This window comes from Phaeobacter sp. BS52, assembly GCF_045040595.1.
GTDB lineage: Bacteria > Pseudomonadota > Alphaproteobacteria > Rhodobacterales > Rhodobacteraceae > Phaeobacter > Phaeobacter piscinae.
On the sequence record NZ_CP090664.1, the window covers coordinates 41,416 to 64,266 of the forward strand.

The window sequence follows — 22,851 nt, forward strand, 5'->3', positions numbered from 1 at the left end:
GAAGACATGCAATTGAATTGGACAGCCGAGCAACAGCAGACCCGCACCGCCTTTGCAGCGATCGGGAAAATGGCCGACCCGGATGAGCTGCACCTGGGGCGTCGTGCTTTTGATCAGCGCACTTGGGATCGGCTGACCGCCGCCAGCTTGTGGCGGATGATCGTGCCGCGCGACTTTGGCGGTGATGGCCGGGATTGGTGGGGGTTTACTGCCGCTTTGGAAGGCCTTTCGGCCACTTTGCGCACCCCTGGAATGCTGCTGTCGGTGATCGCGCAGGCTGGCATGGTACGCGCATTGGACCTCTATGGCAGCGACAGTCAGAAGCGTGAATATCTGGGCCGGATCCTCAATGGGGAGCTGAGCGCCACTGCAATCGCGGATCCTGACACCGGCACGGATGTGCGGGCAACGTCGTCACTGTTAACCCCCGGCCCCAATGAGACCTTCCGTCTGAACGGCGCAAAATACAACATTGCGCATGCCCCAGTCGCCAGCTTCATTCTTGTTGTCTGTAAGCTGAGCGACCACGGCCGTGAAGGCATTTCGCTGGTGTTGCTGGATGCCGATAGCCCCGGACTGACGATTGGTGCGCAGGATCGCAAGCTGGGCAATCTGGACCTACCGACCGGCCAAATGCGATTTGATGATGTGCCGCTCCACTACGGCCATCTTCTGGGCGAACCGGGCGCGGGCCTGCGTAATCTGGTCAACATCGTTTCGATGGGGCGGTTGTACTACGGATTGGCGGCGGCCTGGCTGATTGAACCTATGCTGTCTGAAGCGTTTGATTTCTCCAAAAAACGGACAACGTTTGATGTCCCGATCATCGAGCATCAGTATATTCAGAAAAAGCTGACCGATATTCGCATCGGCACCGAATGCGCAAAGTGGGTATCCTACGGCGCGCTGCACCAACTGCTCAGTGGTGCTCCGGAAGCCGCAATGACCTGTTCGATTTCCAAACTCGTCGGTGCGGAAACCATCGTTGAAGGCGCGATGGAGCTGATGAAGCTCTACGGCAGCAAAGGCTACCACGAAGGGCAGATTACCACCTTTCTGCGGGATGCTCTGGCGTTCTGTAGCGTGGGCGGCACTGAGGAAATGCACCGGCGCAACATTTTTGGCCAGATGACCCGGTTGCACGCTAAGGCCAAGAAAGCCGCCAATCCCGCGACACCAAAAACGCTGGAACCCGCCTAGAGCGAGCCAACCCGAATAAATAATGACTGGAGAGAGACGATGACCTCATCCCCTTGTGCCAAAGCTGCCGGAGCGGTCGCGGCCACAGCTGCGGCGCTCACGCTGATGGCACTCCCTGCCCTTGCGGTAGATAAACCCTCCGACGTGACACGTGCTGTGAGCACCATTGACTGGTCCGCCGCCAGGTCTGCAGTCGACGCGGCAAGTGCAGACGACCGAACCCTCACGGCTGCGTTTCTTGCCACCGAGCCTGATGGATTTGATGATATGGCAATGGCTGTCATGATCCTCGGGGCCAATACTGCTGCCGGTCTTCCAGCGTTTCGTGGGCAGGGTAATGCTTACGCTGCCTACTACCAGCTGGAGGGAGTGCAGGTCAGTGTCATGGGGAGCCGAACGCACCTTGTGGACGTACCCGGCCTGTCTTTCAAACACGACGCGCGATCCTACGAGTCCACGGGCGACGGGGCTGATCACATGCTCAGTCGCTTTGGTGGGACATACACCCTGCGGATCACCTGCGATGCGCCGACCGAGGACGCGCGCTGTATCAAACCAGACTATCTTGCCGAACTAGCCGGATCCCTCACCGTGGTGAAGGGAGCGGATCAATGACACCACGCGCAACAAGCCTCTATTGCGGTGCTCTCGCCCTCTCGGCACTGATCTCCGTCACGCCCGCAATTGCAGATGATCGTTTCAAAGCGCCCGGGGACCTGATCAAAGACACCGGTATAGGTCTCTCGATCGGGGCGGTTCTCTATCCCGATATGCGCTTCCCGCTGGAAAGCGGGCCAGCCTATGCAAACTCCCACGTTTATGCACCCGGCGGGTTCAAGGGAAATGGCGGAAGCCAATGTGACAGCGTCAACTACAGTTATCCGTGGCGCGATAATTTCTGCGAGCTGCGCCGTTCAGATTTGCCGGTCTGTGCATCGGGCGGCCATCAGGGACAGGATATTCGCCCCGCTACCTGCCAGACTGATACCCATTGGGCAGTTGCGGTTGAGGACGGTGTGATTGCGCATGTAGGCCGCTTCGCCCTGACCTTGCAGACGCCCTCCGGCACGCTCTACCGCTATGTTCACATGAATATGGATGATCTCGCCGTTGCCCCACTGGACAAGGTGTCCAAAGGGGATCGCCTTGGCAAAGTGTCAAATTCCTGGATCTCGGAACTGCCGATCCATTTGCATTTCGACGTCAAGGAAACGGTTCAGATCGGTGACGAAACGCGTTCAGTCTTTGTGCCCCCTTACAGCAGTCTGGTGACCTCCTATCGCCAGCTGACAGACTGATCTGCCTGGCGGGAGAGGGACCCCTGACCTCTTCCGCCTTTTTTCCGACAGGGGCGCATCCTGACCGCATCAAGGAACTGCATAATGTCCGACACACTTTGGGTTTTTGCTTATGGATCATTGATCTGGGATCCCGGGTTTGAACCAGCAGAGCAGCTGCCCGCCCAACTCAGCGGCTATCAGCGCCGGTTCTGTCTGAACTCTCTGCGCTATCGTGGCACCTTTGCGCAACCTGGTCTGGTGCTTGCATTGGACGCCGCAGAAGACGCGGTCTGTAACGGTGTTGCACTGGCGGTGACATCCGGTCAGGAACCGGAGGTCCTGAAGGACCTGCGCGCGCGCGAGCTGTTCAATCCCGCGTACCGTGAAATCACGGCGCCGCTTGCCCTCGCCGATGGCCGCATGGTTGAGGCACTGACCTATGTCGTCAACCGGGGGCATGAGCAATATGACAACCACAGCCTGCCACGACAGGCGGAGATTATCGCCCATGCAGCCGGTGAACGCGGCCCTAACTGTGACTATCTGTGGAATACCGCCGATCATCTGCGCAGTCTCGGGATTGCGGATGACAACCTTGATTGGCTTTCAGCAGAAGTACGCGCGCTTCAGGCAGCACAGGGTGAGGCCAATCACCGCTAAGCTGCAACGCCCGAAGGACTAAGACGCAGCTGCCCCTCCGATAGAAAGCGGATTTCATGACCCAGGGCCGCTGCCACCTTCGGGTCATGCGTGAACACGATCAGGGCCAGCTGCTCCTCTAACATAAGACGCCTGAAGAGGTTGAGAATGGTATCGCGAGTATCGCTGTCCAGGGATGCCGTCGGTTCATCCGCAATCATGCAGAGCGGTCGCGATAGCAACGCGCGTGCAATGATCAGGCGCTGCGCCTCGCCCCCAGACAGGTCCGCTGCGCGTTGTGATAAAAAGGCGCCGGAATGCGGCAGGCCAACTCTCTCCATCAGCCCTGCAATATCGATACCGCGACCCGCGCGACCTAGGCGACGAAACAGTCGCTGGGCATCGTGCAATACCTCGCCCACACTCATATGTCGCGCCATTGCCCGATGCGGATGCTGCGCGACCAACGCCAGCTCATGTGGGTGGCATATCCGAAGATGGGCCTCATCTCGGGGCCGCCACAATACACGGCCCGTCTGCAACCGCTCGTATCCGCAGAGCAAGCGGGCCAGCGTAGACTTGCCGCCACCGCTCGGGCCAAAGACCGCCAGACACCGGCCCGGCCGGGCTACGGCTGAGATGCCACGCAACACCTGCGTTCCGGCCTGTTGATGAGATAGATTCTGGATCACCAGCCCCGGCGGACTCGTCGGCAGCGGTTCGGGCCTCGGAACCAACGGGGCGATACCCCGTTGCAACGCTGTGCGCGGACGGCGGATCCCAGCATGCCCGCTTGGTCGCATCAACATCTCGACTGCAGGGCCGCGCTCCACCAGCTGTTTATCATGCAGGATCACCATGCGATCTGCCATCTGGCCTGCCAGATCAAGATCATGGGTAATCAGCAATTGGCTGCGCTGCGCCCGCCCCTCGCTAAGTGCTGCAACTGCCAGTGTGCGATTGCCGTGATCCAGCGCCGCGGTCGGTTCGTCAAGGATCAGGACCTGCGGATCACGTGCCAAAGCCAACGCGGTCAGAACCCGCTGGATTTCGCCACCGCTAAGGGTGGCAGGATATCTGTGCAGGATACGCTCTGGAATGTTGAACCGCTTGCAGATTGACAAAGCCAGGGAAGTCCGTCGGCGGCTCTGCGGCAGCAGCTCCACCACATGCTGAAGAACGGTCTGATGCGGGTTTAACGCGTCCGACAGGGCCTGCACGATCAGACTTAAATCCGTTCGCCGCAGTTTGCGCTGATCTGCACGCGGCGCGCGCAGCATATCAACCCCAAGCACTTCAGCCCGCCCCGACCAGCTGAATCCATCCCCGTTTTGATCAGCCATATCTACGTAACGGCCTGGCAGCACACCGAGTAGCAGCCGCGCCAGCGAGGTTTTACCGCTGCCGGACGCCCCGAGCAGTGCCAATGTCTGCCCTTTGGGCACCTCAAACGAGACATCCCGGAAGATCGCGCGGGGTCCATGCCAGAGACAGAGATTATCGACCCGGATCAAACTGCAGGTCCTAAAACCGCGCCAGAGCGCAAGCGCCGGTCACCCAATGTCAGTGTCGTATGTAACAACAGCGACAAAAGCGCCGTACACGGCAGCAAAAGCCAGATCCACGCATCGGAATAAAGCTGGTCCATTGCCGATTGCATCATGCTCCCCCAGGTTAATAACCGAGGGTCAGTCAGGCCCAGAAACGCCAGACCCGCGGACTTCAGCGCGGCCTGTCTGATGTTTTGAACCATTAGAGCACCCAGAAGCGGGCGCAGCGCTGCAAAAAGATGCCAGCGCCAGCAATAGACCCACCCTGCCCCCATCACGCGGGCATATTGAACGTTTTCGCGCAGAGCCTCTCGCCGCAGAACCGCCGCGGCCACCCGCACGTCGTCGCTCCAACCTGTTAGGACCAAAAGAAAAAACAAGGCCATGAAACCGGGACTGACCAAGGCTGCAATAAGCAGGAGAAGCAGCATGGTCGGCACCACCTGCAATATATCCACGCACCGCAACACAAGCGCGGATAAGAACGGGCCGCCAAACACCACAAGGCTTGCAGCGCCCACGGCAAGGCTCACCGTTACCAGTGCCGTTGCTAAGGCCAGCGTCAGCGTGGTTGGCGTGGCAAGGATCAGACCCGTCAGCACGTCCTGCCCGATCTCATTTGTGCCCAGCCAATGCCCCTGTCCCGGCGGTGCCAGCACCTCTTTGCTGCTGTGATATTCGAGCAGCCCACTCGCCCCTGCAAGCCAGATGCCAAGGCACAGCAAGATGACTGCCGCGAGAAGCAGCCTCCGTCGCGATGTCAGCTGCATCTAACCACGCCTCGCAAGATGCGCAGACAGGCCATCGATCAACCAGTTCATGAGCAGGACAACGCTAGGCCATAAATACGACTGCCCCCTGCAACAGGTCATAGTCCCGATCCAGGATGGCGCTGTAGATCAGATAGCCAGTGCCCGGATAGGAAAAAACGATCTCCACAAAAAACACGGCGCTCACCAACCCGATCAACGTATCGCTTAGCCGTGACAGGCAAGCGGGTATCAGGCTGCGTCCGATATAAGCCCATCGAAGACGCCAAGGCGAGATCCCGCGTGCCCGCGCATTCACGATGAAATCACGTTGAGCTAAATTGAGCGTTTCAGCCCGCGCTAGGAAGTAGAACCGCGCCAACTCATGCAGCGCCAACGCGAGCATCGGAAGGATCGCGTGACGCAGAACACCCATTGCCCGCCCCAGGTGCTCCGTCGAGGGGAAAAGTGGCTCTGCCCCACCAGTCGGCAGTACGGGCCACAGAATGCCAAACAGAAGGAGCAGCAGTACCGCCCCGGTAAAGGGCGGCAGGCTTGCCAGGATGGTCACAACAGGGGTGACCCAACGATCCACCGTTCCGCCCGGCAGCTGTCCGGCCTCGATCCCCGCCAGAGCGCCACCAATGAGGAAGACCGGCATCGCACCCAGGATCAACAGTCCGGTCCAAGGCAAAGCAGTCAGTAACAGCGGCAGAACTGGGGCCGCGTGGGGGATTGAATAGCCCAGATCACCAGATAGCAGCTTGCCCCAGTAGTCCCAGACCTGAGAGGCGATCCCTCCGCCCAGCCCCATCGTCTCCTGTAATTGCTGCACCTCGCCGGCACCAAGACCCCGCGCGAAATCCGTCGACAGCATGACCTCCAGCGTGTCGCCCGGCATCATCCGCGATAGCACCCCGCAGAGCGCAATGACAAAGGAGAAGATCAATAGCCGCAGAACAAACCCGCTGAGGAGGCGCGTGAACCTTTCAACAGCTAGCGATCCCGCTCCTGTGATCTCCGTCGGCACCGGGTGGTCCAGCAGCGAGGGGGAGGCGTTGTCCACCGGATCACTCCAGGAATATGGATTTGTGAAGCGCTGACGGGATCCCAATGGCCACGCCGCCCGACATGAATGGGGCTGACAATTTGTCATTGAAGACGGTTGCCATCAGCGGATTGACCAGCATGTAGGACGGAAGGTTTTCTGCATATAGTTGCTGGAACTGGGCCAGTATCTCTTGGCGTTCAGCCTGGTTTTGAGCAACGGCCTGCGCTTTGATCAGGCCTGTCATTTTGGGGTCCGCAGGGAAACGGTCGCTGTTCCAGCCACGCCCGAAGACCCGGCGACTGATATTGCCCGGATCGCCCAGCGTGCTGGAGGAGAACAACGTCAGATCATAATCGCCATCAGCCACCAAACTGCGCAGGGAGGCAATCTCCATAACCCGCAGATCCACAGCAAACCCAAACGCTTCCAACTGTTCTGCGATCACTTTTGCGGGCTTTACCTCACGCCCATCCGTGAGGAGCCGCAGGCGGATCTCCCCTCCCTGCGCTTGCCAACGGCTCGGCGCTGTTCTGGGTCCACCCTGTAGCCAACAGCAGGTCGCGCGCCCGAGCAGGATCATAGGTGTAACCCTCTGTTGCCTCCTCACTTTGCCATTTCGAGCCGGGCTGGAAATAACCTGTCTCAGCAAGCTCAGCGATCCCGGGAAACGCAGTCACCAGCAGCGCAGAACGGTCAACAGCGTAGGCAATGGCTTGGCGCACTTCCTTCGTCTGAAACTGTCCACGATGATTGAATCCCAACCGCAATACATGGTCGCTTGGTGAGGTTTCGACAGCGAAACCAGCGCCCAATGCCTCAGGAAGGCGATCTGGTGGTAGGTATGAAATAACATCCACCTCACCGGTGCTCATCGCCTGAAGGGCAGCATCTGGCCCCATTTTGACAATCCAGATCTGGGCAAACCGCGGCCGCCCGAGTGGGTGGTCTTCTGTTGCCTCCAACCGATACCGTCCCTGCGCCTTGTCGTAGGCGGCCAATCGATAGGGACCGCTGCCAATTGCGGCGTCAGATGTGGCAAATCGAAAAGGATCTTCCACACCCTCGTAGATATGCCGGGGCAGTATAGGAATTGCGGAAAACAAGCCCTCGACCAAGCCATATTCTGCGCGTTTGATATGGATGCGCAGATCATGGGTGCCCTTGACCTCAACCCCGGCAAGCGATTTGACCGATCCGAAAACATAAGGATGCTCAGCCATATAGCGCAGGGTAAAGGCGACATCGTCTGCGGTGACCGGGGTTCCGTCATGCCATTTCGCATCCGGTTGTAGTTCCAGATCGTAACTCAAGCCATCCTCAGATCGCGTCCAAGTCCGGGCCAGTCCCGGCGCCGGATTGCCATCGGCGTCCTGGCTGACAAGCGTATCAAAGATGTAACTGGTATAAAGGTAGGCGATCCCGTTTTTGCGATGGACATAAGGCGCGAGCATGCCACGGTCGCCCTTGCTGTCAGTGATCACCAACTGCCGCTGACGATCCGGTTCTGCCGCCATAAGCGTATCAGCACCCAAACCAGAGTACTGCGCAGCGCCAAGCGCCAGTCCGACAGCCGCAGCATGGGTTAGAAAAAGAGGGTGAATAAACCGGTGAACGAACGACATGAGCCTACTTTCTTCGTGACTGGAGCACTGTGATTGGCCGGGCTACCAACCGATGGTGGCATCCGGGCGGGCATCTTCCTGTGGGACGACGGGTTTCAGGTCCACAACCGGGGTGCCGTCAATGCAATCCAGCCCACTGATTGTCAGGGCCCCATCGGAGTGATCCAGCAACTGAACCGCACTCAGACCAATAGGGTTGGGACGGTTTGGCGCCCTGCTGGCGAACACCCCACGTGCAACCTGGCTTCCCCGCGCCTGCCGTATCCGTGCGCTGCGGTCGGATTTATGCAGCCAGTAGAGCACCCATAGATGCGAGGCCAATTCGATATTCTGTAGCGCACTGTGATATTCAGGGGCCAATTCAATCCGGCTGGTGGTTGGATTGCGACGTCCGGACATCGGGCAGTCCCTGACCTCCTCAAACCCGGTGCGGATTACACCGATTGGCGTGATTTCAAATACTTCGGAGGGCACTGTCAGAAGGTGCATCGCATCGGTCATGGCGTCTCGCAAACGGTATGTGGGAAGGAATAGGCTGGCTCACCTGTCAAAACAGGTTTGGGCGGGCCACCGTCGAACGGTTGCCCCCTGATATTGCGCAGGCCAGCCATCGTAAAATCGGAAATCTGGAGCGTACACCTCAGTATTTCTGAGGTCTTGAGGGCCGTGGCGTTGAAACCCTGAGGACAGCCGAGGGTTTGGATATCATGAGGCCCCATCTCTGATAAATCGATTGGCATCAAAACCCTAACGGTCGGCATACCGGGACCTGACCCAGGATCAGAGGACCTTCAGACGCATGACCGATCAAAGCAACTCAGCCCCGCCAACATCCGCACAACAATTGACCGGCGCAGGCCGGTCCCTGTCACAAATGCTGCGAAACGGGCGCGCTCTCTGGACGGTGGTTCTGATCCTGACCTGCGCCGGGTTGGCGGCTCTTGCGACCTCAATGTACCTGTCCCCCGATCTTGTGATTGTTGCTGCGCTTTCGATTGGGGCAATTGGTCTTTGGGCCACCGGCCTTGTGCCCGAATATTGGACTGCCTTGGCCTTTTTTCTGGTCGCGGTGATATTCGGCGTCGCAGCGCCTGAAACCATCTTCTCTGGCTTTCACTCATCGACGTTTTGGCTTTTGTTCAGTGGCTTGGTCCTCGGAGCTGCGATCAAGCACACCACCCTCGACAAACGGGCTGCCGGTATTCTCGCGTTGCTGCCGCTACGCAGCTACGGTGGCCTGCTGACCGGCATCGTCGTCTTTTCGGTGGCTTTGGCTTTTGTGATGCCATCGTCCATCGGGCGGATCATGATCCTGCTTCCGGTGATTTCTGCACTGGCGGAGCGTGTCGGTTTCGGTGCTGCCTCAAACGGTCGGACAGGGATGTTGGCAGTTGCCACCTTTGGCACCTTTGCCCCGGCTTTCACTATTTTGCCCGCGAATGCCCCGAATATGATCCTCGTTGGGATGTCGGAAACCATCTACGGGATCAATATCTCCTATTTTGACTATCTTCTGCTGCATTTTCCAGTGCTTGGCGTTGTGAAATCCGCAGTCCTAGTCGGGTTGGCCATGGTGATGTTTCCAGACCGCATCCCACCGCATAGTGTCAAGGTCGCGCCCGCTGCTGCACCGTTTAGTCGTCAGGAACGGATTCTAAGCCTCGTGTTGGCGTTGTGCCTGTTGCTGTGGCTAACCGATCAGATCCATATGGTGTCCCCGGCATGGGTGGGTATGGCGGCCGCACTGATTTGCCTGTTGCCGGGAGCAGATCTCACGCGCAAAGGCTGCATCAACACTGATCTCAGCTACGGAGCTTTGTTGTTTGTCGCAGGCATCATGGGCCTCGGCGCCGTCATATCCTCCGCCGGACTTGGCGAAGCTGTAGTCGGGGCCATCACCGGGACCGTCGCCTTCGCTGGGGATTGGCCGGTGTGGAACACATCAATCCTGATTGGCCTGTCAACGCTGGTGGCGATGATCACAAATCTACCCGGTGTGCCAGCTGTGATGACCCCACTTGCGGGCGAGTTATCAGACGCAACTGGTCTGCCGCTCGAAACAGTCCTGATGACGCAGGTCGTGGCCTTTTCCAATGTCTTCCTCCCGTTCCAGGCGCCTCCACTGATCGCAGCCATTCAGGCCGGAAACCTGCTTGGCGGGGGCGGTAATCCGGCTATGTCTCAGCCTCTTCCTGATAAGCCTTCTGCTGTTGGCGCCGCTGGATCTGCTGTGGTGGCATCTCCTTGGAATGTTCTGACCGGGTTGATCCTGTCACAACGAAGGCGCCCAGAAGAAATACTGAGGGGCGTCTTCGGGACTTTCGATTTGTGCGAACGGCCAAAGCGTTTCTACCTGTAGCTGCACTTTTCACGGACGAGGTACTCCGATGTTCACCCTGACCCCATGGCGCCGCCAGCTGCTCTCGCACACCTGTCTCACCGGTCTGGCCACCGCGCTCTTTCTCACCGCGAGCGGATCAGCTCAGGCCGAACTGGCTGCTGATTGGCAGGAAACCGCAATGCGTTTCGTTGTTGAGGAAAAATGGCCCGGCGCACAACGTCAGCGCACGCTGGCATTGCTGCATGCCGCAATGTTTGACGCTGCAAATGCGATTGAGGGAAGCTATAGTGCCTATGCATATGATGGCCCTCAGCAACCGGATGCTGATCGGCGCGCTGCGGTAACGCAGGCGGCATTGGTTGTCATGCAGACCCTTATGCCAGAGCGCGAGGCAGACCTAGCTGCCGCTGCCGAGACAATCCTGAGCGAAATCACAGATGATGAGGCCCGGGAGGCAGGTGTCCAGCTTGGCGCCCTTGCCGCAGAGGCGGTGCTCGAAAAACGGGCGGCGGATGGCGCTGATTTTGCAAGCGATTTCACCCCCGGCCAGGCGGACAACGGCGTCTACCAGCCCACCTCTGAGCGGCCGATGGTTGCCCCTAAAATCCGCAAGATGCAGCCCTTCGCTCTGACCTCTGCCAAGCAGTTCGACGTCCCGCCGCCACCCGAGCTCAACAGTTTTCAGTTTCAGCGTGATCTGGCTGAGGTCGCCAAACTCGGCGGCGCAGCATCGCAGAGCAATCCTGAACTGGTCGCCATCGCAAAACTTCACGCCGGGTCCGGATCGGGGGCCTGGAACCAGATTGCGCGCGACAGCAGCCGTGCCTGCGCGCTCCCACTGGTTGAGGAAGCCCGGACACTGGCACTGTTGAATATCGCTCTGACCGACGCATTGGTGGCCGGGTTCAACGCCAAATACACCTATCAGTTCTGGCGGCCAGAAACCGCGATCGCCGCCCTCGGCGACGGGTACGACCACCCGACACTGGACGCGATGGACGGCTGGACCCCCTTGGTGGCTGCCCCCATGCATCCGGAATATCCCTGCCAGCACTGCACCAGCGGCAGCGCCGCTCAGCAGGTCATGGAGACTGTCTTTGGTGCGGATGAGTTTTCCTTCAGCTTTGAGGGGAAAGACGGCTATCGCCGCAGCTATCAGACCTTCGCGCAATTCGCTGAAGAGGAGGCAGAATCGCGCGTCATCGGCGGCGTACACTACCGCCGGTCAAACACGGTCGGCGACATGCTTGGCTACCAGATCGGCAGCCACGTCAGCGCTGAATTTCTGACCCCGACAACCGCCGGTTCGGGCCAAGGCAGCGCGGCAGCGACGGAGTGCGCAGGCGTTCTGACTTCCAAACTGTCGCAATAACACCGCCAGGGCAAAGTGGTCCCCGCAGCAGGTTCACCTGTTGCGGGGCGTGCTGCGAATATGCCCACCACCAGCCAAGGAGCCAGACCATGGCGCAGCCTGTCTCTGCCCGCATAGTTCTCGGTCTGAGCATCGGCCTGATCCTGACCAGCGGATCTGTGGCAGCACACGAACCATGGCTGCTAACGCCCCAAGAGGTTCAAACCCTGTCACTGCAAAGCGTGCCCGAGTTGTTTCGCAGCCCGGGCCTATTGCTTGTCTTCGCCCTCTTCGCAACGCTCACCGTTTTCGCTGCCGTGCTCGCGGGGCAACTCTTGCGCCCAACGGAGGACCAAATTTTCAGGCATTTGAGTGATCGCAGTCGCGATTGGGGCCCGTTGTGCCTGCGTCTTGGTCTGGGGACGACCGTGGGCATGAATGCTCTGGGCGGACTGCCCCGGCATGGCACTGAAACATGGAGCACGCCGACATTGTTTGTCCCCGATATGCAGCTGACACTTATCCCAGGCTGGGACTGGCTGGCGTTGCTGGCGCTGATCACATCTGTGTTGCTGGTATTGGGCCTTGGCACACGGCTGGCAGCGCTTGGCATCCTCGGCCTTTTTGGGTTTGGCAGCTGCCTCTTCTCCATCGATTTCATCGCCTACTACGGCTTCCATTTTGCCGCGCTATGCTGTTCCTGCTGTTGCATGTTGGTAGTGGCGCGCTCAGCCTTGATCGCCTGTTGCCGCCAAGCCTCCCACCGCTTTTACCCAATGCGCCCACTTTGGTCTGGAGCCTTGTTCAAGTGACTATGGGCGCGACCTTTGCGGCCATTGCCGTATTGGTAAAATTCCTGCAGCCTACCCTGCTGATCGCAATTCTGGAGCATGGCGATATGTGGTTCTTCGGCCTGCCGCTGCCGGTTGTTGCACTGATCATGATGGCGATTGAGCTGATGGCCGGGGTTCTTCTGGCTCTTGGACAATTGATCCGGCCGATCTCGCTGCTCCTGCTCTGCGCGTTCAGCTTCTTCGCAATCAGCCTGCAGGAAACGCCTTTACTGCACGGCAATCTATACGGGGTGTTTCTATTCTTCCTGCTGCACGGCGGCGCCCCGCTTGACCTGTTTCAGCGGCCGCAAGCAACCCTCGTCGAGGCCCAAGGGATCTAGCGGAATGCTGCAAAGGGTTTTCTGTATCAGCATGCTTGCCGCGACCCCGCTCGTCGCCATCTGTGCCTGCCTGCCGCAGATCAAACAGGTGGAGGCCCTGCCCGCTCAACTGTTTGTCACTATCCCCTCTCACCATCCGCAGCCGGACCTTCGGGTCAGCAGCATCTACAACGCTGCAGACGGTTGGCGCCTGCGGATCGAGGTCGAGAATTTCGTGTTCACAGACCTTTGCGTCAGCGATGCCACAGATCTGGCGCGGGGGCATGCCCATGTTCATCTTGGTGACAAAAAACTCGCTACTGCTTATCAGCCAGACATCGTGCTCGGACATCTACCAACCGGGCGGCATCAGGTTACGGTGTCCCTTCGCGCACAGGATCATCGGGTTCTCGGGCGGCACGGGGGCGGGATATTTGCCGCTACGGTCACGATTGACGCCCTCTGACGCGCAGCAAAACCGGCGCAGATGCAGCTGCGCCGGATTGTATCAGATCCCTATTGGCCGATATCAGCGGGCTGTGGGCAACCGGTTTTGCAGGATCTGCACAACCTGCTCCGGATCGGGCAGCGAGTGATGTCCGTGCTGAATCTTCAGCAGCGGGTCATAGTTCTCACGCCAAACCGGTTCAAACACCTCATAGCCGTCTTCGCGCAGCTGGGAGACGTTGCGACGCACCGCCAGCTTCTCCCACATCGGACCGCCCATGACAGGGAACAGCAACACTGGAAAGGCCGCCGCCAGAATTACTGTGGTCAGGCGGTTTTGCGAGGATCCATGCGCTATCGCAGACAGCGTGTTCGCCGTCGTGGGCAGAATGGCCAGAATATCGTGATCCGCAACAATGCGGCCCGGTTTATCAGTGGGCCAATCCTTGGGATTATCACCGCTGATCACCCGATCCAGGAACAACGCAACCGCGTCCATATTCACGAATTTCGTAGCAGTCGGCGTAAACAGCGCGGTGAGTTCACAGTCGATCTCGTTCTTGATCGCCCGCAGGTATAGCGGCAGCATGGTGGCATCCAGGACCCCGTAACCCCAATCAGAATACGCGGCCGCGCAGCAGGGCCAGTCGCAGTGACAGTCATTGAAAATATCCTGTTATCAGTTGGTTAATATAGTCTATTCAGCCGGTTGCTGGACCGAATTCTGTGCCCTGTGAGGTGCGGATTCCGTAAGCGGCGCAACTTTATGTTCACTCACGTTGTCCTGAGGAACCGGCGGCCAACTCTTCATCACCAGTGTCAGCAGATCGAACCGCGCAACCACCGCACCGCAGGTATTAAGAACGCAACAGTCCCAGCGCACATCCCCAAAGGGGGCAGAAGCGCGCGGTGTGATTTCCTTGCAGGTCACACGCACATGCAGGCAATCGCCGAAATACACCGGCGCGTGAAAGCGCAGATTATCGGAGCCTATATTGGCCAGCACCGGACCCGGCGCGGGGTCAACCAACAGCCCGTTCGCAAAGGAAACCACCAATTGCCCATGCGCGACACGGTCATCAAAAAACGGGTGCGTGCGCGCGGCTTCCCGGTCCATATGGGCGTAGAAAACATCCCCCGTAAAATGGGCGAACTGCTCCACATCCTGTTCGGTAATCTGTCGCGTTTCAGTGATGAGTTGATCCCCAATCCGCAATGTTTCCAGAGATTTACGGAACGGGTGCCCGTTGTGCCTGGTCTCCGCCCCCTCGACCCATCGGCCTGTGAGTGCGGTCAGCAGCTGCGGCGGTGCGTGTATCTCCGTGCGCATCATATAGGCGGCGACAGCATGGCGAATGTCCTCTGCACCGCAGACCTGTGCCTGATGCGTCGTTGCAAACAGCCGCGGCACTGATGGATCCGGCGACAACTCCAAGGCCTGACGCGCCATATCACTTCCGCAAATACGGATCTGACCTTCCGCCGATGTCAGGCAGGCCGCTGCCTCCTGTGCCAGCGGACTATCGTTGGTGAAGACGTTTGAGTAGCGCGAGCAGGGCGCCAGATTGGCAAGCGCGATCGCGTCACACAGGCTGTCGTAGGCCATAGCCGTTGCGACGGGGCCCTGAACAAAGGTATGGTGAACATCAGGGGTGTTGGCAGGCTGGGCGCAGTGCAATAGCGTCGGTGACAGAAAAGCTCCGCTCGTCTCAGTCGGTGTCATAATCGGTTCGGATACGAATTCTGTCCCATGACGCAACTCATCCAGTGCCTTCTGCACCGCCTCAAGATGCCCGCGTGAGACCAACGCCCCCATCTGGGTGGCCGCATCATCCGGCACTCCGACAATTGTATCCGCTAGGGTCGCCGAAAGATCCCCGAGCACTTCGGCCTCGCGGTGACGAGGCAGAAAAATACGGCGCACCGCATGACGCCGCTGACCGGCCCTAAGGGTCAATTCACTGCGGATTTCCTCCAGGAAAAACCGATATTCTTGGCTGCCGGGAGCCACATCGCTGCCAAGGATGGCTGCAGACAAACCCGTTTCACAGGACTGCAACCGCACCAGGCCAGCAGCGACCGCAGGGTGCTGCCGTAATTTCTGGGCCGCGTTGCGTGATCCCGCAAAGCTGATTGCGTCTCCGGCGGACAGGCTGTCCAGAACCTCCAGCGGCGGGCTGTATACCAGTTGCAAGGCCCCGGCGGGCAGGATCTGGCTGTCGTGGATCAGTTTAACCAAACGTTCGCTCACACAGGCGGTAATCGGGTCGGGACACACAATACATGGTACGCCCGCGATGAGTGCGGGCGTAATTTGCTCCAGAAGCCCCGAAACCGGATTATCCAGCGCAGTAATATGCAGCGCAACACCGGACAGCGGAGCAAGGATCTGTTGGCGCCCGGTCGTGCTGCCCTGTCCAATACCATCTTCAATGTGCAGGACTGGTGCATTGGGCAGTGACTTCAACGCCTGCCCGGCGAGAGCCGATAGGCGCGCAATGCCGCCGTCCACGTCCAGCGCACAATCATGCCGTGTCGCACCAATGGTCAGGCTTTCACGATAAAGTGCAGCGCGATTGTCCTTCAAAATACGTGCAACAGCCCGCAGTTGCTGCGCACGATCCTGAAACCCCATTGAACGCAGTGCGGGTCCTCCGACCGCGCGGGCAAAATCGACGGCTTCAATCCCGTCGTTTTCACCATAAGCAAGCACAGCATTAGGCTGGTCGGTTGCCGCATCAGCAAACACCTGGGTATGCGCGCCGCAGTGATCCCATCTTTCTGCAATCAAACTTTGAAGAAAACGGGGTCGTTTTACATGATCTGTCACTTCAAAGCCCTCTTGATGCTCAATCGTCGGATGATGCGGTGTCCTGATAACTTGGCCCCTGTATGGCGACCTAACGCGCCAGAAGGTTCCGGTCATTCAGCTGCTAGGGTTCATGCAAAGCGTGCATTACATCCAATCGAAACTTTGAAATCTGCGCCTCAGGATTTCTGAGGCTGCCGGGCGCATAGACCATCAGACATCGCTGATGCCCGACCTCAAGATTTTCGATGTGCAATTTTGACCTGCCGCTGCGAGCTTGCCTGCGGATGGAGGGCGCGCCGCGTGTCGGCTCGCCCAGTTTGAACGTATCGCTCTGAATAAGGGGACAATGCCATGACCCGTGCCACCCTGCCGCAAAATCTGAGACGAGCTTCCTTCGGCAGTACTCAACGCAAGGCTCGGCATATCTGTGTGGCTGGTGTTTCTGGACTGGCAGGCGCACATATCGCCCGCGCCGCCCTCGCGTCGGGATGGCATGTTACCGGCACATTGCGGGACGCGACAGATACCTCAAAAACTGTTCCGCTCATGGCTTTACCCGGCGCCCGTGACAGGCTCCGCCTGGTATCCGCAGACATCGCCCAGCCCGAAAGTTTTACCAACGCACTGAAGGGGAGCGATGCTTTGGTCATTGCCTGCTTGCCATCGATTCGGACCGCCCCGGACGGGATCCCTGCAAACGATCTGGATCCGCGCGCCGGGATGGCGCATTGCGTAACCCCCGCAAAAACAGCCTGCCGAAACCTGATCACAGCGGCGGATCGCAATGGGATTAGTGATATCGTGCTCCTGTCGAGCATCGCCTCAGCAGACCCAAACCCGCCCCCCGCGATCAAGAATGAACTGCAGCACCATTCTGACCTTGAGCACCAGATTGAACACGGGAAATTCATCGCGGCCCAGAAAACCGCGATGGAGATTGCCGCGACACGTCTGGCACAGGACCGTGACTTGCGTCTGGTTACTTTGCTCTCGGGTATGATCCTTGGCCCTGGGCTAATGCCCTGCCATGATCAGGGTCATGTGTTGGGCCAGCTTCATGACATGGCCGTCAAGGGGCGCCCCTGGCATCGCAATATGCCTAATGGGTCAATGTCGCTGATCCATCCAGTAGATCTTGCAAGCCTATGTCTTGCAGCTCTGCAAAAACCTGAAGCGGAAGGCCGCTACTTTGCTGTTGCGAAAAGCTGGCAGTGGTCTGATATATATAATGAAATATCTAATTTCGCACCCAAAGACGCCTTACCCACCGCTGTCCCCAAGGGGACAATCCCAGCAGCAACCACGGCGTTTGATTTCACCAGACGGGACAGCCTTGCACCGCCGCGCAACGGGTTGCCGGAAATGGTTGCCGACTTTTATCACTGGCTGGATGATCGCGCCGAACCAAAGCTGAACGGTCTGCAAATCAGCGCTGAACCGGTCGGTGCAGTGGTCAGGTAATAGGCTTATCTGGACAGGTCAGCCAGCAGTGCAGCACTTGGGAAGCAGGTCGCCCGCCGTCCGGTTGCCTCCTGCCAGCGTCCGATCGAACGCCGTGTTTTGAACCCCGCAAGCCCATCTGCGCCGCCAACATCATGGCCGCGCCGTTCCAACCCGCGCTGCATGGTGGCCACATCAGACCGCAGCATGCTGTCCACCCGGCCCCAAGCGCCCCGGAAGTCCTGCACGCCAAACTGGATGCGATCCCCGACATGCCCGACAAACAACGCATAAAGATCGCTCTTGTTGTAGTCCTTCAGCACATAGAAATTCGGTGTCACCAAAAACGCAGGCCCGCTGCGCCCTGCTAAGCATCATCAGATAGGCTACGCCGTCCCGTTCATGGGCTGGAAACGGCTAAGCCCGAACTGCGTCGGATGCCGCGGGCTTCCCACTCGCGAATGCTCAGCCCTTGGTCCGGTCCCTCCAAAGAACAGGATACCGACGCGGGCACAGAAACCTCAAACCCCCAGTCGCGGGTCTTGTCCCAGCCGTGTCGCGCCAGATACCCCCCGATTGAGGCGATCGTATCCGCTTCTGATCGCCAGATATCAGCGCGTCCGTCCCCATCGCCGTCTTCGGCAAACTTGAGAAAACTGGACGGCATGAACTGTGGCTGCCCCAGCGCGCCCGCCCAACTGCTTCTCATCGCCTGTTCAGGCGCATGTCCGGCCTCAGCGATTTGCAACGCAGCAATCAATTCCTGGCGAAAATAGTCTGCACGACGGCTCATAAATCCCTTGGTGCCCAGAACTTCAAACGCGTTGTGAGGGATTTCCACCTGACCATAGCCACTTTCGCGGCCCCAGATCGCCAGAATAATCCGCCCCGGCACGCCAGTGCGACGTTCGGTTTGCCGCAGGGCGGTCGCCTGCCGCTTAGCCATCCGCCTCCCCATGGAGGTTGCGCCATCAACGGAACCGCGGTTGAAATATCGTCCCGGCGCGCCGAATTCCGCCTGACGTTGGCGGCGGGGTGAGGTCGTTTTGCTACCGGGCGGCACCAGATCCGGCAAGTCCCAGTTCAAGCTCACTCTGGAGAAGGCCGCGTCAAATGTCGGGCGCCGCACCCCAGCCGCCCGCGCCTCGGGCCAAATCTCCTGCACCAACCATTGCTGAAACTGCCTTTCGACCTGTGAACGATCCACGGCCAACGCAGGCCCATGTGGCAGCGCCAAGAGGATCAACAACAGGGATAGTAAACGAAACAGCATCTCAGACACTCCGTTCGGTTGATAATTGGGAGGCGGCCCGCATATGTCGGCGGCCCCGCAACTCCGCACCGCCCTGTCCACCTGATTTCACCCGGCGGAGATTGGAATTTCAAGGCTGACTTTCTTTCGCCCCATCACCACGGAAGTGCGGAAGCGGCGCACATTTGAGTCCTCGAAAAACAGTCGTTTGGTCAACTCTTCAAATGCCTCCATATCCGACGCGGTGCAGATCAGACAGAAATCCGCCTCACCTGTTAGATAGTAACACTGCTGGACCATCGGTTCGGAACCAGCCCTCCGGGTGAAGGCGTCAATCTGGTCCAACCGCTCCCGCTCCAGCTCCACCATCACCACAAATGTCATTGGCATACCCACCTTAGCCGGATCGACCAATGCTATTTCATCGGTGATCACCTTGCGCTGGCGTAGCGATTTCAGGCGCCGCTGGACGGAGGCCGCAGACAGCCCTGCCTGAGCCGCCATCGCCTCAAGCCCGAGCCGCGTGTTGCGCTGCAGGAGGGTCAGGAGCTTCACATCCGCCTTATCGAGTCTTTCGCCCACAGAACCTCACCAGTATGCAATATTTTTTCGCATGTGGCCCAATATTGATCAGAACACAGCAACACTCTTGCCTAGACTGCCGGTATGAACAAGATCAATGTCACGCTCGACCCCGCGAAACCACAGCAGATGCTGCAGGCCTGCCCCGCGTATCGCCCCTCACCACTGGCCGTGCATGAGGTGGCCGGAAAGCAGGTCTGGATCAAGGATGAAACCGATCGGATGGGCCTTGGCGCCTTCAAGGCGATGGGGGGTGTCTACGCCGTCGCCGAGTTGCTGATGCGTGAAACCGGGCTGACGGAAAATGATCTCACCAGTGACGCCGGGCGGGCGGCGGCATCACATGTGACCTTCGTCTGTGCGAGTGCGGGGAACCATGGCATGGCCGTTGCCGCCGGAGCGCGGCTTTTTGGGGCGGCTTGCAGGATCCATCTCGCCGATACCGTCCCTGAGGATTTTGTCCAGCGGCTGCGCGCCAAGGGCTCCGAGGTGGTCCGCTCCGGTGCTACCTATGAGGAGAGCATCGCCGCCGCCATCAAGGACGCTGAGGAAAGCGGCGCTGTTCACCTCGCCGATGGGTCCTGGCCCGGCTACACGGAGCCCCCCCGACTGGTGATGGAAGGCTACACGGTGATCGCGCAGGAAATACGCGACAGTTTCGCAAGCTCGGGCCAATGGCCGACCCATGTCTACCTGCAGGCTGGTGTCGGCGGATTGGCTGGTGCGATGGCCTATATGATCCGCACCAATTGGGCGGTTCAGCCCGAAATCATCGTGGTTGAACCCGACGCGGCGCCTTGCCTTCAGCATAGTGCACGCGCAGGTGAAATGGTAACAGTAGAAGGCCCGGTCTCCAATATGGGGCGTCTGGATTGCAAGACACCCTCGATGCTCGCCTACGAAATTTTATCTAAGGCAGCCGACCGATATGTGACCATCTCTGATACAGCGGCGCTCAGAGGGGTCGAGGTCTCGGCCACGCTCGGGATTGCCAGCACCCCATCCGGCGCTGCCGGGTTGACGGCTCTGGTTCAGGATCTGGAGGCGGGCACATCTCCTGACATGCGCCCGCTGGTGATCCTCTCAGAGGGGGGCGTTGACGATGCCTGAGCTAGATCTCGTCGCCTTTCGGCGTGATTTACACGCGCATCCGGAAACAGGTTTTGACCTCGCGCGCACCTCAGATGCCATTGCTAAAGAGCTGGAACAGGCCGGGCTGACGGTGACCCGCGGAATTGGTGGGACAGGTCTCGTGGCCACCCTGACACGGGGCCAGTCTACCGCCGGGGTCGCGCTGCGCGCCGATATGGACGCGCTGCCGATTGAGGAAGCCACCAAGCTCCCCTATCGCTCCCGCCATCCCGGCCGGTTCCATGGCTGCGGTCACGATGGGCACAGCACCATGCTTCTGGGGGCTGCCCTGCGTCTGGCGCAGGATCCAGATTTCAATCAAACCGTTCATTTCCTCTTTCAACCGGATGAGGAAAACGGCACGGGCGCTGCGGCGATGATTGCCGATGGCCTGTTTGATCGCTTTGATATCACCCGGATTTATGGCCTTCACAACATGCCGGGGATGCCGCTTGGTCACTTCGCGACTGAGACCGGCGCTTTCTGTGCCTTTGAGGATAATTTCGAGATCCGCATCACAGGGCGGGGCGGCCATGCCTCCATGCCGGAGAAAGCGATTGACCCAATCGTGACAGGCGCTGCGATCGTCACCCAACTACAGACAATCACATCGCGCTCGGTGTCAGCACGGGATCATTGCGTCGTTTCAATAACGGATTTCGAAACCGATGGTGCGCGCAATATTCTGGCTAGCAACGTATTGATTTCCGGAGACTGTCGGGGATTTGACACCTATATATCCCATACAATCGAACAGCGCATGCGCGACATCGCCAATGGCATCTGCGCCGCACAAGGCGCCAGCTGCGAGGTGGCCTATTCAACATCATTCCAGCCACTGGTGAATGATGCGGAAGCAACTCCATTGGCCGTTGCTGCAGCAGGATCCGCTGGCAGCATTGATACGCAGTACGGTCGTGTGGGGTTTTCAGAGGATTTTGCGGCCTTTCTACAGCACCGACCAGGCGCATTTATGTTGATGGGCAATGGCACTGACGGCGCCCATGCTATGCCGCTGCACAATCCAGGGTATGATTTCAACGACGGCGCCATCGAACATGGCATTGCGTATTGGTGCGCCTTGGCCAGATCAGGTTGATCTGTCGGCCTGCTCGCGGACAAACGGCAGAGTGAACTGCACCCGCATACCATTGGAGCCATCCACCTCGGTTGTGCCTGCATATTTTCCGACCATGCTGCGGATCATACGCCAGCCGAGAGAACCCGACCGCTCAGGCCGAGCATCCCCCTCGGCCAGGCCGCGCCCGTCATCCGCGATCACCAATCGCAATGCGTCATCCTGTTCGGTCAGCTCAACCAGTATATTTCCCTGCTCACGCCCGACAAAGGCGTGCTTGTACGCATTTGTCAGCAGCTCACCCGTCAGAAGGCCCAGATCAATGGCCATCGAGCTGGGGATCTCAACGTCGTCACCACGTACCGACACCGCCACGTTGAGGCTGTCGGAGTTGAACGCCCCCTCGGCATTGGTCGCGACCTCCTGCAGGAAAGGCACTGCCTGCAGATGATCGACTCGCGCAGAACGCTGCAATTGTTCGTGCACGCGGATCACCGATTGCACCCGCGCCTCCAGATCCGACAGCACCGAGACAGTTTCCGGTGCCTCGGCCCCTCTCCGGCTCATCCGGATCAGCGCGCCAATCAGGGCCAGGTTATTGCCCGTCCGATGATGCACCTCTTTCATCAGGAGATCCCGTTCCGTCAACGCCTCAAGCAACACCCGGTTCTGTTCTGCAAGTTCCGCAACAGGATCAGCGTCGCGGATCTTGCCGATGGCGTCCGTCGCAGCCTGAGCAGAGACGATCATTTCGTCGCTTTTTACCGGGCTCAGGAACAGAAGTTCAATCTCAGTGCCCTCTGGCCCGCTGCGTATTGCGTGATGATCCGAAAGACGTGACAACCCACGCAGCCCCAGCCCCAACCCAGGAGCCGGCGCCACCCCGCCCCGACGGCCCCGCAGAATGTCGTCGAGCCCGTCAATACCCGGTCCCTGATCCGTGATGATGGCCCGCATGGCCACCTTGTCGCCGTGTTCTTGCAGGCTCAACCGTACCCGTCCAACACTGGCATGTTGTTGGGCATTTCGAGCCGCCTCAAGCAGTGCCGTCACCGCCCGCGTCTGCGCAAATGTCCCAAACTGCAAGGCCTTGGTGATCGCCATCGCGATAAATCGTAGCCTCAGAACATCCTGTTCTGTATCAATTTTCAAAGTAATCAGGGCGGTCGACAC

20 protein-coding genes and 2 pseudogenes are annotated in these 22,851 nt (G+C 59.1%); 11 read left to right on the forward strand and 11 right to left on the reverse strand.

Annotated elements, in window-relative coordinates; genetic code table 11:
• Positions 1 to 6: 6 nt before the first annotated feature.
• From L0Z65_RS17970 to L0Z65_RS17985, 4 genes are all read left to right on the forward strand, one after another.
• Entirely contained in the window at positions 7 to 1,200 is a 1,194-nt protein-coding gene (locus tag L0Z65_RS17970) for an acyl-CoA dehydrogenase family protein (RefSeq protein ID WP_392342290.1), read from the forward strand.
• Between the two features lie 39 nt (positions 1,201 to 1,239).
• Positions 1,240 to 1,815: a hypothetical protein gene (locus L0Z65_RS17975; protein WP_392342291.1), complete on the forward strand. Its 576-nt coding sequence runs from the start codon at positions 1,240 to 1,242 to the stop codon at positions 1,813 to 1,815.
• Positions 1,812 to 2,498 (forward strand): M23 family metallopeptidase, encoded by a 687-nt coding sequence (locus tag L0Z65_RS17980; RefSeq protein ID WP_392342292.1) that lies wholly within the window; start codon positions 1,812 to 1,814, stop codon positions 2,496 to 2,498. Before L0Z65_RS17975 ends, L0Z65_RS17980 begins: the two co-directional genes overlap by 4 nt.
• An 84-nt stretch (positions 2,499 to 2,582) precedes the next feature.
• Positions 2,583 to 3,140, forward strand: a complete 558-nt coding sequence (locus L0Z65_RS17985) for a gamma-glutamylcyclotransferase (protein ID WP_392342293.1) — start codon at positions 2,583 to 2,585, stop codon at positions 3,138 to 3,140.
• Here the strand turns inward: L0Z65_RS17985 and L0Z65_RS17990 are convergent.
• The 6 genes from L0Z65_RS17990 to tsaA all read right to left on the reverse strand — a co-directional run bounded on the left by L0Z65_RS17990 (position 3,137) and on the right by tsaA (position 8,592).
• Positions 3,137 to 4,633 (reverse strand): ABC transporter ATP-binding protein, encoded by a 1,497-nt coding sequence (locus tag L0Z65_RS17990; protein WP_392342294.1) that lies wholly within the window; start codon positions 4,631 to 4,633, stop codon positions 3,137 to 3,139. The two genes, L0Z65_RS17985 and L0Z65_RS17990, sit on opposite strands and share 4 nt — an antisense overlap.
• Positions 4,630 to 5,439 (reverse strand): ABC transporter permease, encoded by an 810-nt coding sequence (locus L0Z65_RS17995; protein WP_392342295.1) that lies wholly within the window; start codon positions 5,437 to 5,439, stop codon positions 4,630 to 4,632. Before L0Z65_RS17995 ends, L0Z65_RS17990 begins: the two co-directional genes overlap by 4 nt.
• A 64-nt stretch (positions 5,440 to 5,503) precedes the next feature.
• Entirely contained in the window at positions 5,504 to 6,484 is a 981-nt protein-coding gene (locus tag L0Z65_RS18000; protein WP_392342297.1) for an ABC transporter permease, read from the reverse strand.
• Positions 6,485 to 6,488: 4 nt separating this feature from the next.
• Entirely contained in the window at positions 6,489 to 6,914 is a 426-nt protein-coding gene (locus tag L0Z65_RS18005; protein WP_392342299.1) for a hypothetical protein, read from the reverse strand.
• Positions 6,915 to 6,930: 16 nt separating this feature from the next.
• Positions 6,931 to 8,091: an ABC transporter substrate-binding protein gene (locus L0Z65_RS18010; RefSeq protein ID WP_392342300.1), complete on the reverse strand. Its 1,161-nt coding sequence runs from the start codon at positions 8,089 to 8,091 to the stop codon at positions 6,931 to 6,933.
• A 42-nt stretch (positions 8,092 to 8,133) separates the two neighbouring features.
• Positions 8,134 to 8,592 (reverse strand): tRNA (N6-threonylcarbamoyladenosine(37)-N6)-methyltransferase TrmO, encoded by a 459-nt coding sequence (gene tsaA / locus L0Z65_RS18015; RefSeq protein WP_392342301.1) that lies wholly within the window; start codon positions 8,590 to 8,592, stop codon positions 8,134 to 8,136.
• 298 nt (positions 8,593 to 8,890) lie between these two features.
• Between tsaA and L0Z65_RS18020 the strand changes: the two genes are divergently transcribed.
• The 4 genes from L0Z65_RS18020 (at position 8,891) to L0Z65_RS18035 (ending at position 13,402) form a co-directional block, all read left to right on the forward strand.
• On the forward strand, positions 8,891 to 10,450 hold the full coding sequence (locus L0Z65_RS18020; protein WP_392342303.1) for an SLC13 family permease: 1,560 nt from the start codon (positions 8,891 to 8,893) through the stop codon (positions 10,448 to 10,450).
• Positions 10,451 to 10,478: 28 nt separating this feature from the next.
• The gene (locus L0Z65_RS18025; RefSeq protein ID WP_392342305.1) at positions 10,479 to 11,804 is read left to right on the forward strand and encodes a vanadium-dependent haloperoxidase; all 1,326 of its coding nucleotides are present in this window, start codon (positions 10,479 to 10,481) and stop codon (positions 11,802 to 11,804) included.
• Positions 11,805 to 12,474: 670 nt separating this feature from the next.
• Positions 12,475 to 12,957 carry a hypothetical protein gene (locus L0Z65_RS18030; protein ID WP_405112782.1) on the forward strand — a complete coding sequence of 161 codons (483 nt, stop codon included), beginning with the start codon at positions 12,475 to 12,477 and terminating at the stop codon, positions 12,955 to 12,957.
• 31 nt (positions 12,958 to 12,988) lie between these two features.
• A complete protein-coding gene (locus tag L0Z65_RS18035; RefSeq protein ID WP_405112785.1) occupies positions 12,989 to 13,402 on the forward strand; it encodes a hypothetical protein in 414 nt (137 codons plus the stop codon).
• 63 nt (positions 13,403 to 13,465) lie between these two features.
• On the opposite strand, the pseudogene L0Z65_RS18040 reads toward L0Z65_RS18035, so the two are convergent.
• Both L0Z65_RS18040 and paaZ read right to left on the reverse strand, forming a co-directional pair.
• Positions 13,466 to 14,046: pseudogene (locus L0Z65_RS18040) on the reverse strand (flavoprotein).
• Positions 14,047 to 14,080: 34 nt separating this feature from the next.
• Entirely contained in the window at positions 14,081 to 16,132 is a 2,052-nt protein-coding gene (paaZ, locus tag L0Z65_RS18045) for a phenylacetic acid degradation bifunctional protein PaaZ (protein ID WP_405112788.1), read from the reverse strand.
• Between the two features lie 414 nt (positions 16,133 to 16,546).
• Between paaZ and L0Z65_RS18050 the strand changes: the two genes are divergently transcribed.
• Positions 16,547 to 17,656: an NAD(P)H-binding protein gene (locus L0Z65_RS18050; RefSeq protein ID WP_392342313.1), complete on the forward strand. Its 1,110-nt coding sequence runs from the start codon at positions 16,547 to 16,549 to the stop codon at positions 17,654 to 17,656.
• Between the two features lie 5 nt (positions 17,657 to 17,661).
• Here the strand turns inward: L0Z65_RS18050 and L0Z65_RS18055 are convergent.
• Positions 17,662 to 18,908, reverse strand: a pseudogene (locus tag L0Z65_RS18055) (lytic murein transglycosylase).
• A gap of 87 nt (positions 18,909 to 18,995) precedes the next feature.
• On the reverse strand, positions 18,996 to 19,469 hold the full coding sequence (locus L0Z65_RS18060; protein WP_392342315.1) for an Lrp/AsnC family transcriptional regulator: 474 nt from the start codon (positions 19,467 to 19,469) through the stop codon (positions 18,996 to 18,998).
• A gap of 84 nt (positions 19,470 to 19,553) precedes the next feature.
• On the opposite strand from L0Z65_RS18060, the gene L0Z65_RS18065 reads away from it, so the two are divergent.
• A complete protein-coding gene (locus tag L0Z65_RS18065; protein WP_392342317.1) occupies positions 19,554 to 20,579 on the forward strand; it encodes a pyridoxal-phosphate dependent enzyme in 1,026 nt (341 codons plus the stop codon).
• Complete coding sequence (locus tag L0Z65_RS18070) at positions 20,572 to 21,699, forward strand: amidohydrolase (RefSeq protein ID WP_392342319.1); 1,128 nt, start codon at positions 20,572 to 20,574, stop codon at positions 21,697 to 21,699. Before L0Z65_RS18065 ends, L0Z65_RS18070 begins: the two co-directional genes overlap by 8 nt.
• Here L0Z65_RS18070 and L0Z65_RS18075 read toward each other — a convergent pair.
• Entirely contained in the window at positions 21,691 to 22,851 is a 1,161-nt protein-coding gene (locus L0Z65_RS18075; protein WP_392342320.1) for a sensor histidine kinase, read from the reverse strand. The two genes, L0Z65_RS18070 and L0Z65_RS18075, sit on opposite strands and share 9 nt — an antisense overlap.

Bases quoted from the DNA above. Each gene is read 5' to 3' on its own strand.
- L0Z65_RS17970 (WP_392342290.1), top strand. From the start codon at position 7: ATGCAATTGAATTGGACAGCCGAGCAACAGCAGACCCGCACCGCCTTT.
- L0Z65_RS17975 (WP_392342291.1), top strand. From the start codon at position 1,240: ATGACCTCATCCCCTTGTGCCAAAGCTGCCGGAGCGGTCGCGGCCACA.
- L0Z65_RS17980 (WP_392342292.1), top strand. From the start codon at position 1,812: ATGACACCACGCGCAACAAGCCTCTATTGCGGTGCTCTCGCCCTCTCG.
- L0Z65_RS17985 (WP_392342293.1), top strand. From the start codon at position 2,583: ATGTCCGACACACTTTGGGTTTTTGCTTATGGATCATTGATCTGGGAT.
- L0Z65_RS17995 (WP_392342295.1), bottom strand. From the start codon at position 5,439: ATGCAGCTGACATCGCGACGGAGGCTGCTTCTCGCGGCAGTCATCTTG.
- L0Z65_RS18010 (WP_392342300.1), bottom strand. From the start codon at position 8,091: ATGTCGTTCGTTCACCGGTTTATTCACCCTCTTTTTCTAACCCATGCT.
- tsaA (WP_392342301.1), bottom strand. From the start codon at position 8,592: ATGACCGATGCGATGCACCTTCTGACAGTGCCCTCCGAAGTATTTGAA.
- L0Z65_RS18020 (WP_392342303.1), top strand. From the start codon at position 8,891: ATGACCGATCAAAGCAACTCAGCCCCGCCAACATCCGCACAACAATTG.
- L0Z65_RS18025 (WP_392342305.1), top strand. From the start codon at position 10,479: ATGTTCACCCTGACCCCATGGCGCCGCCAGCTGCTCTCGCACACCTGT.
- L0Z65_RS18030 (WP_405112782.1), top strand. From the start codon at position 12,475: ATGCTGTTCCTGCTGTTGCATGTTGGTAGTGGCGCGCTCAGCCTTGAT.
- L0Z65_RS18035 (WP_405112785.1), top strand. From the start codon at position 12,989: ATGCTTGCCGCGACCCCGCTCGTCGCCATCTGTGCCTGCCTGCCGCAG.
- L0Z65_RS18050 (WP_392342313.1), top strand. From the start codon at position 16,547: ATGACCCGTGCCACCCTGCCGCAAAATCTGAGACGAGCTTCCTTCGGC.
- L0Z65_RS18065 (WP_392342317.1), top strand. From the start codon at position 19,554: ATGAACAAGATCAATGTCACGCTCGACCCCGCGAAACCACAGCAGATG.
- L0Z65_RS18070 (WP_392342319.1), top strand. From the start codon at position 20,572: ATGCCTGAGCTAGATCTCGTCGCCTTTCGGCGTGATTTACACGCGCAT.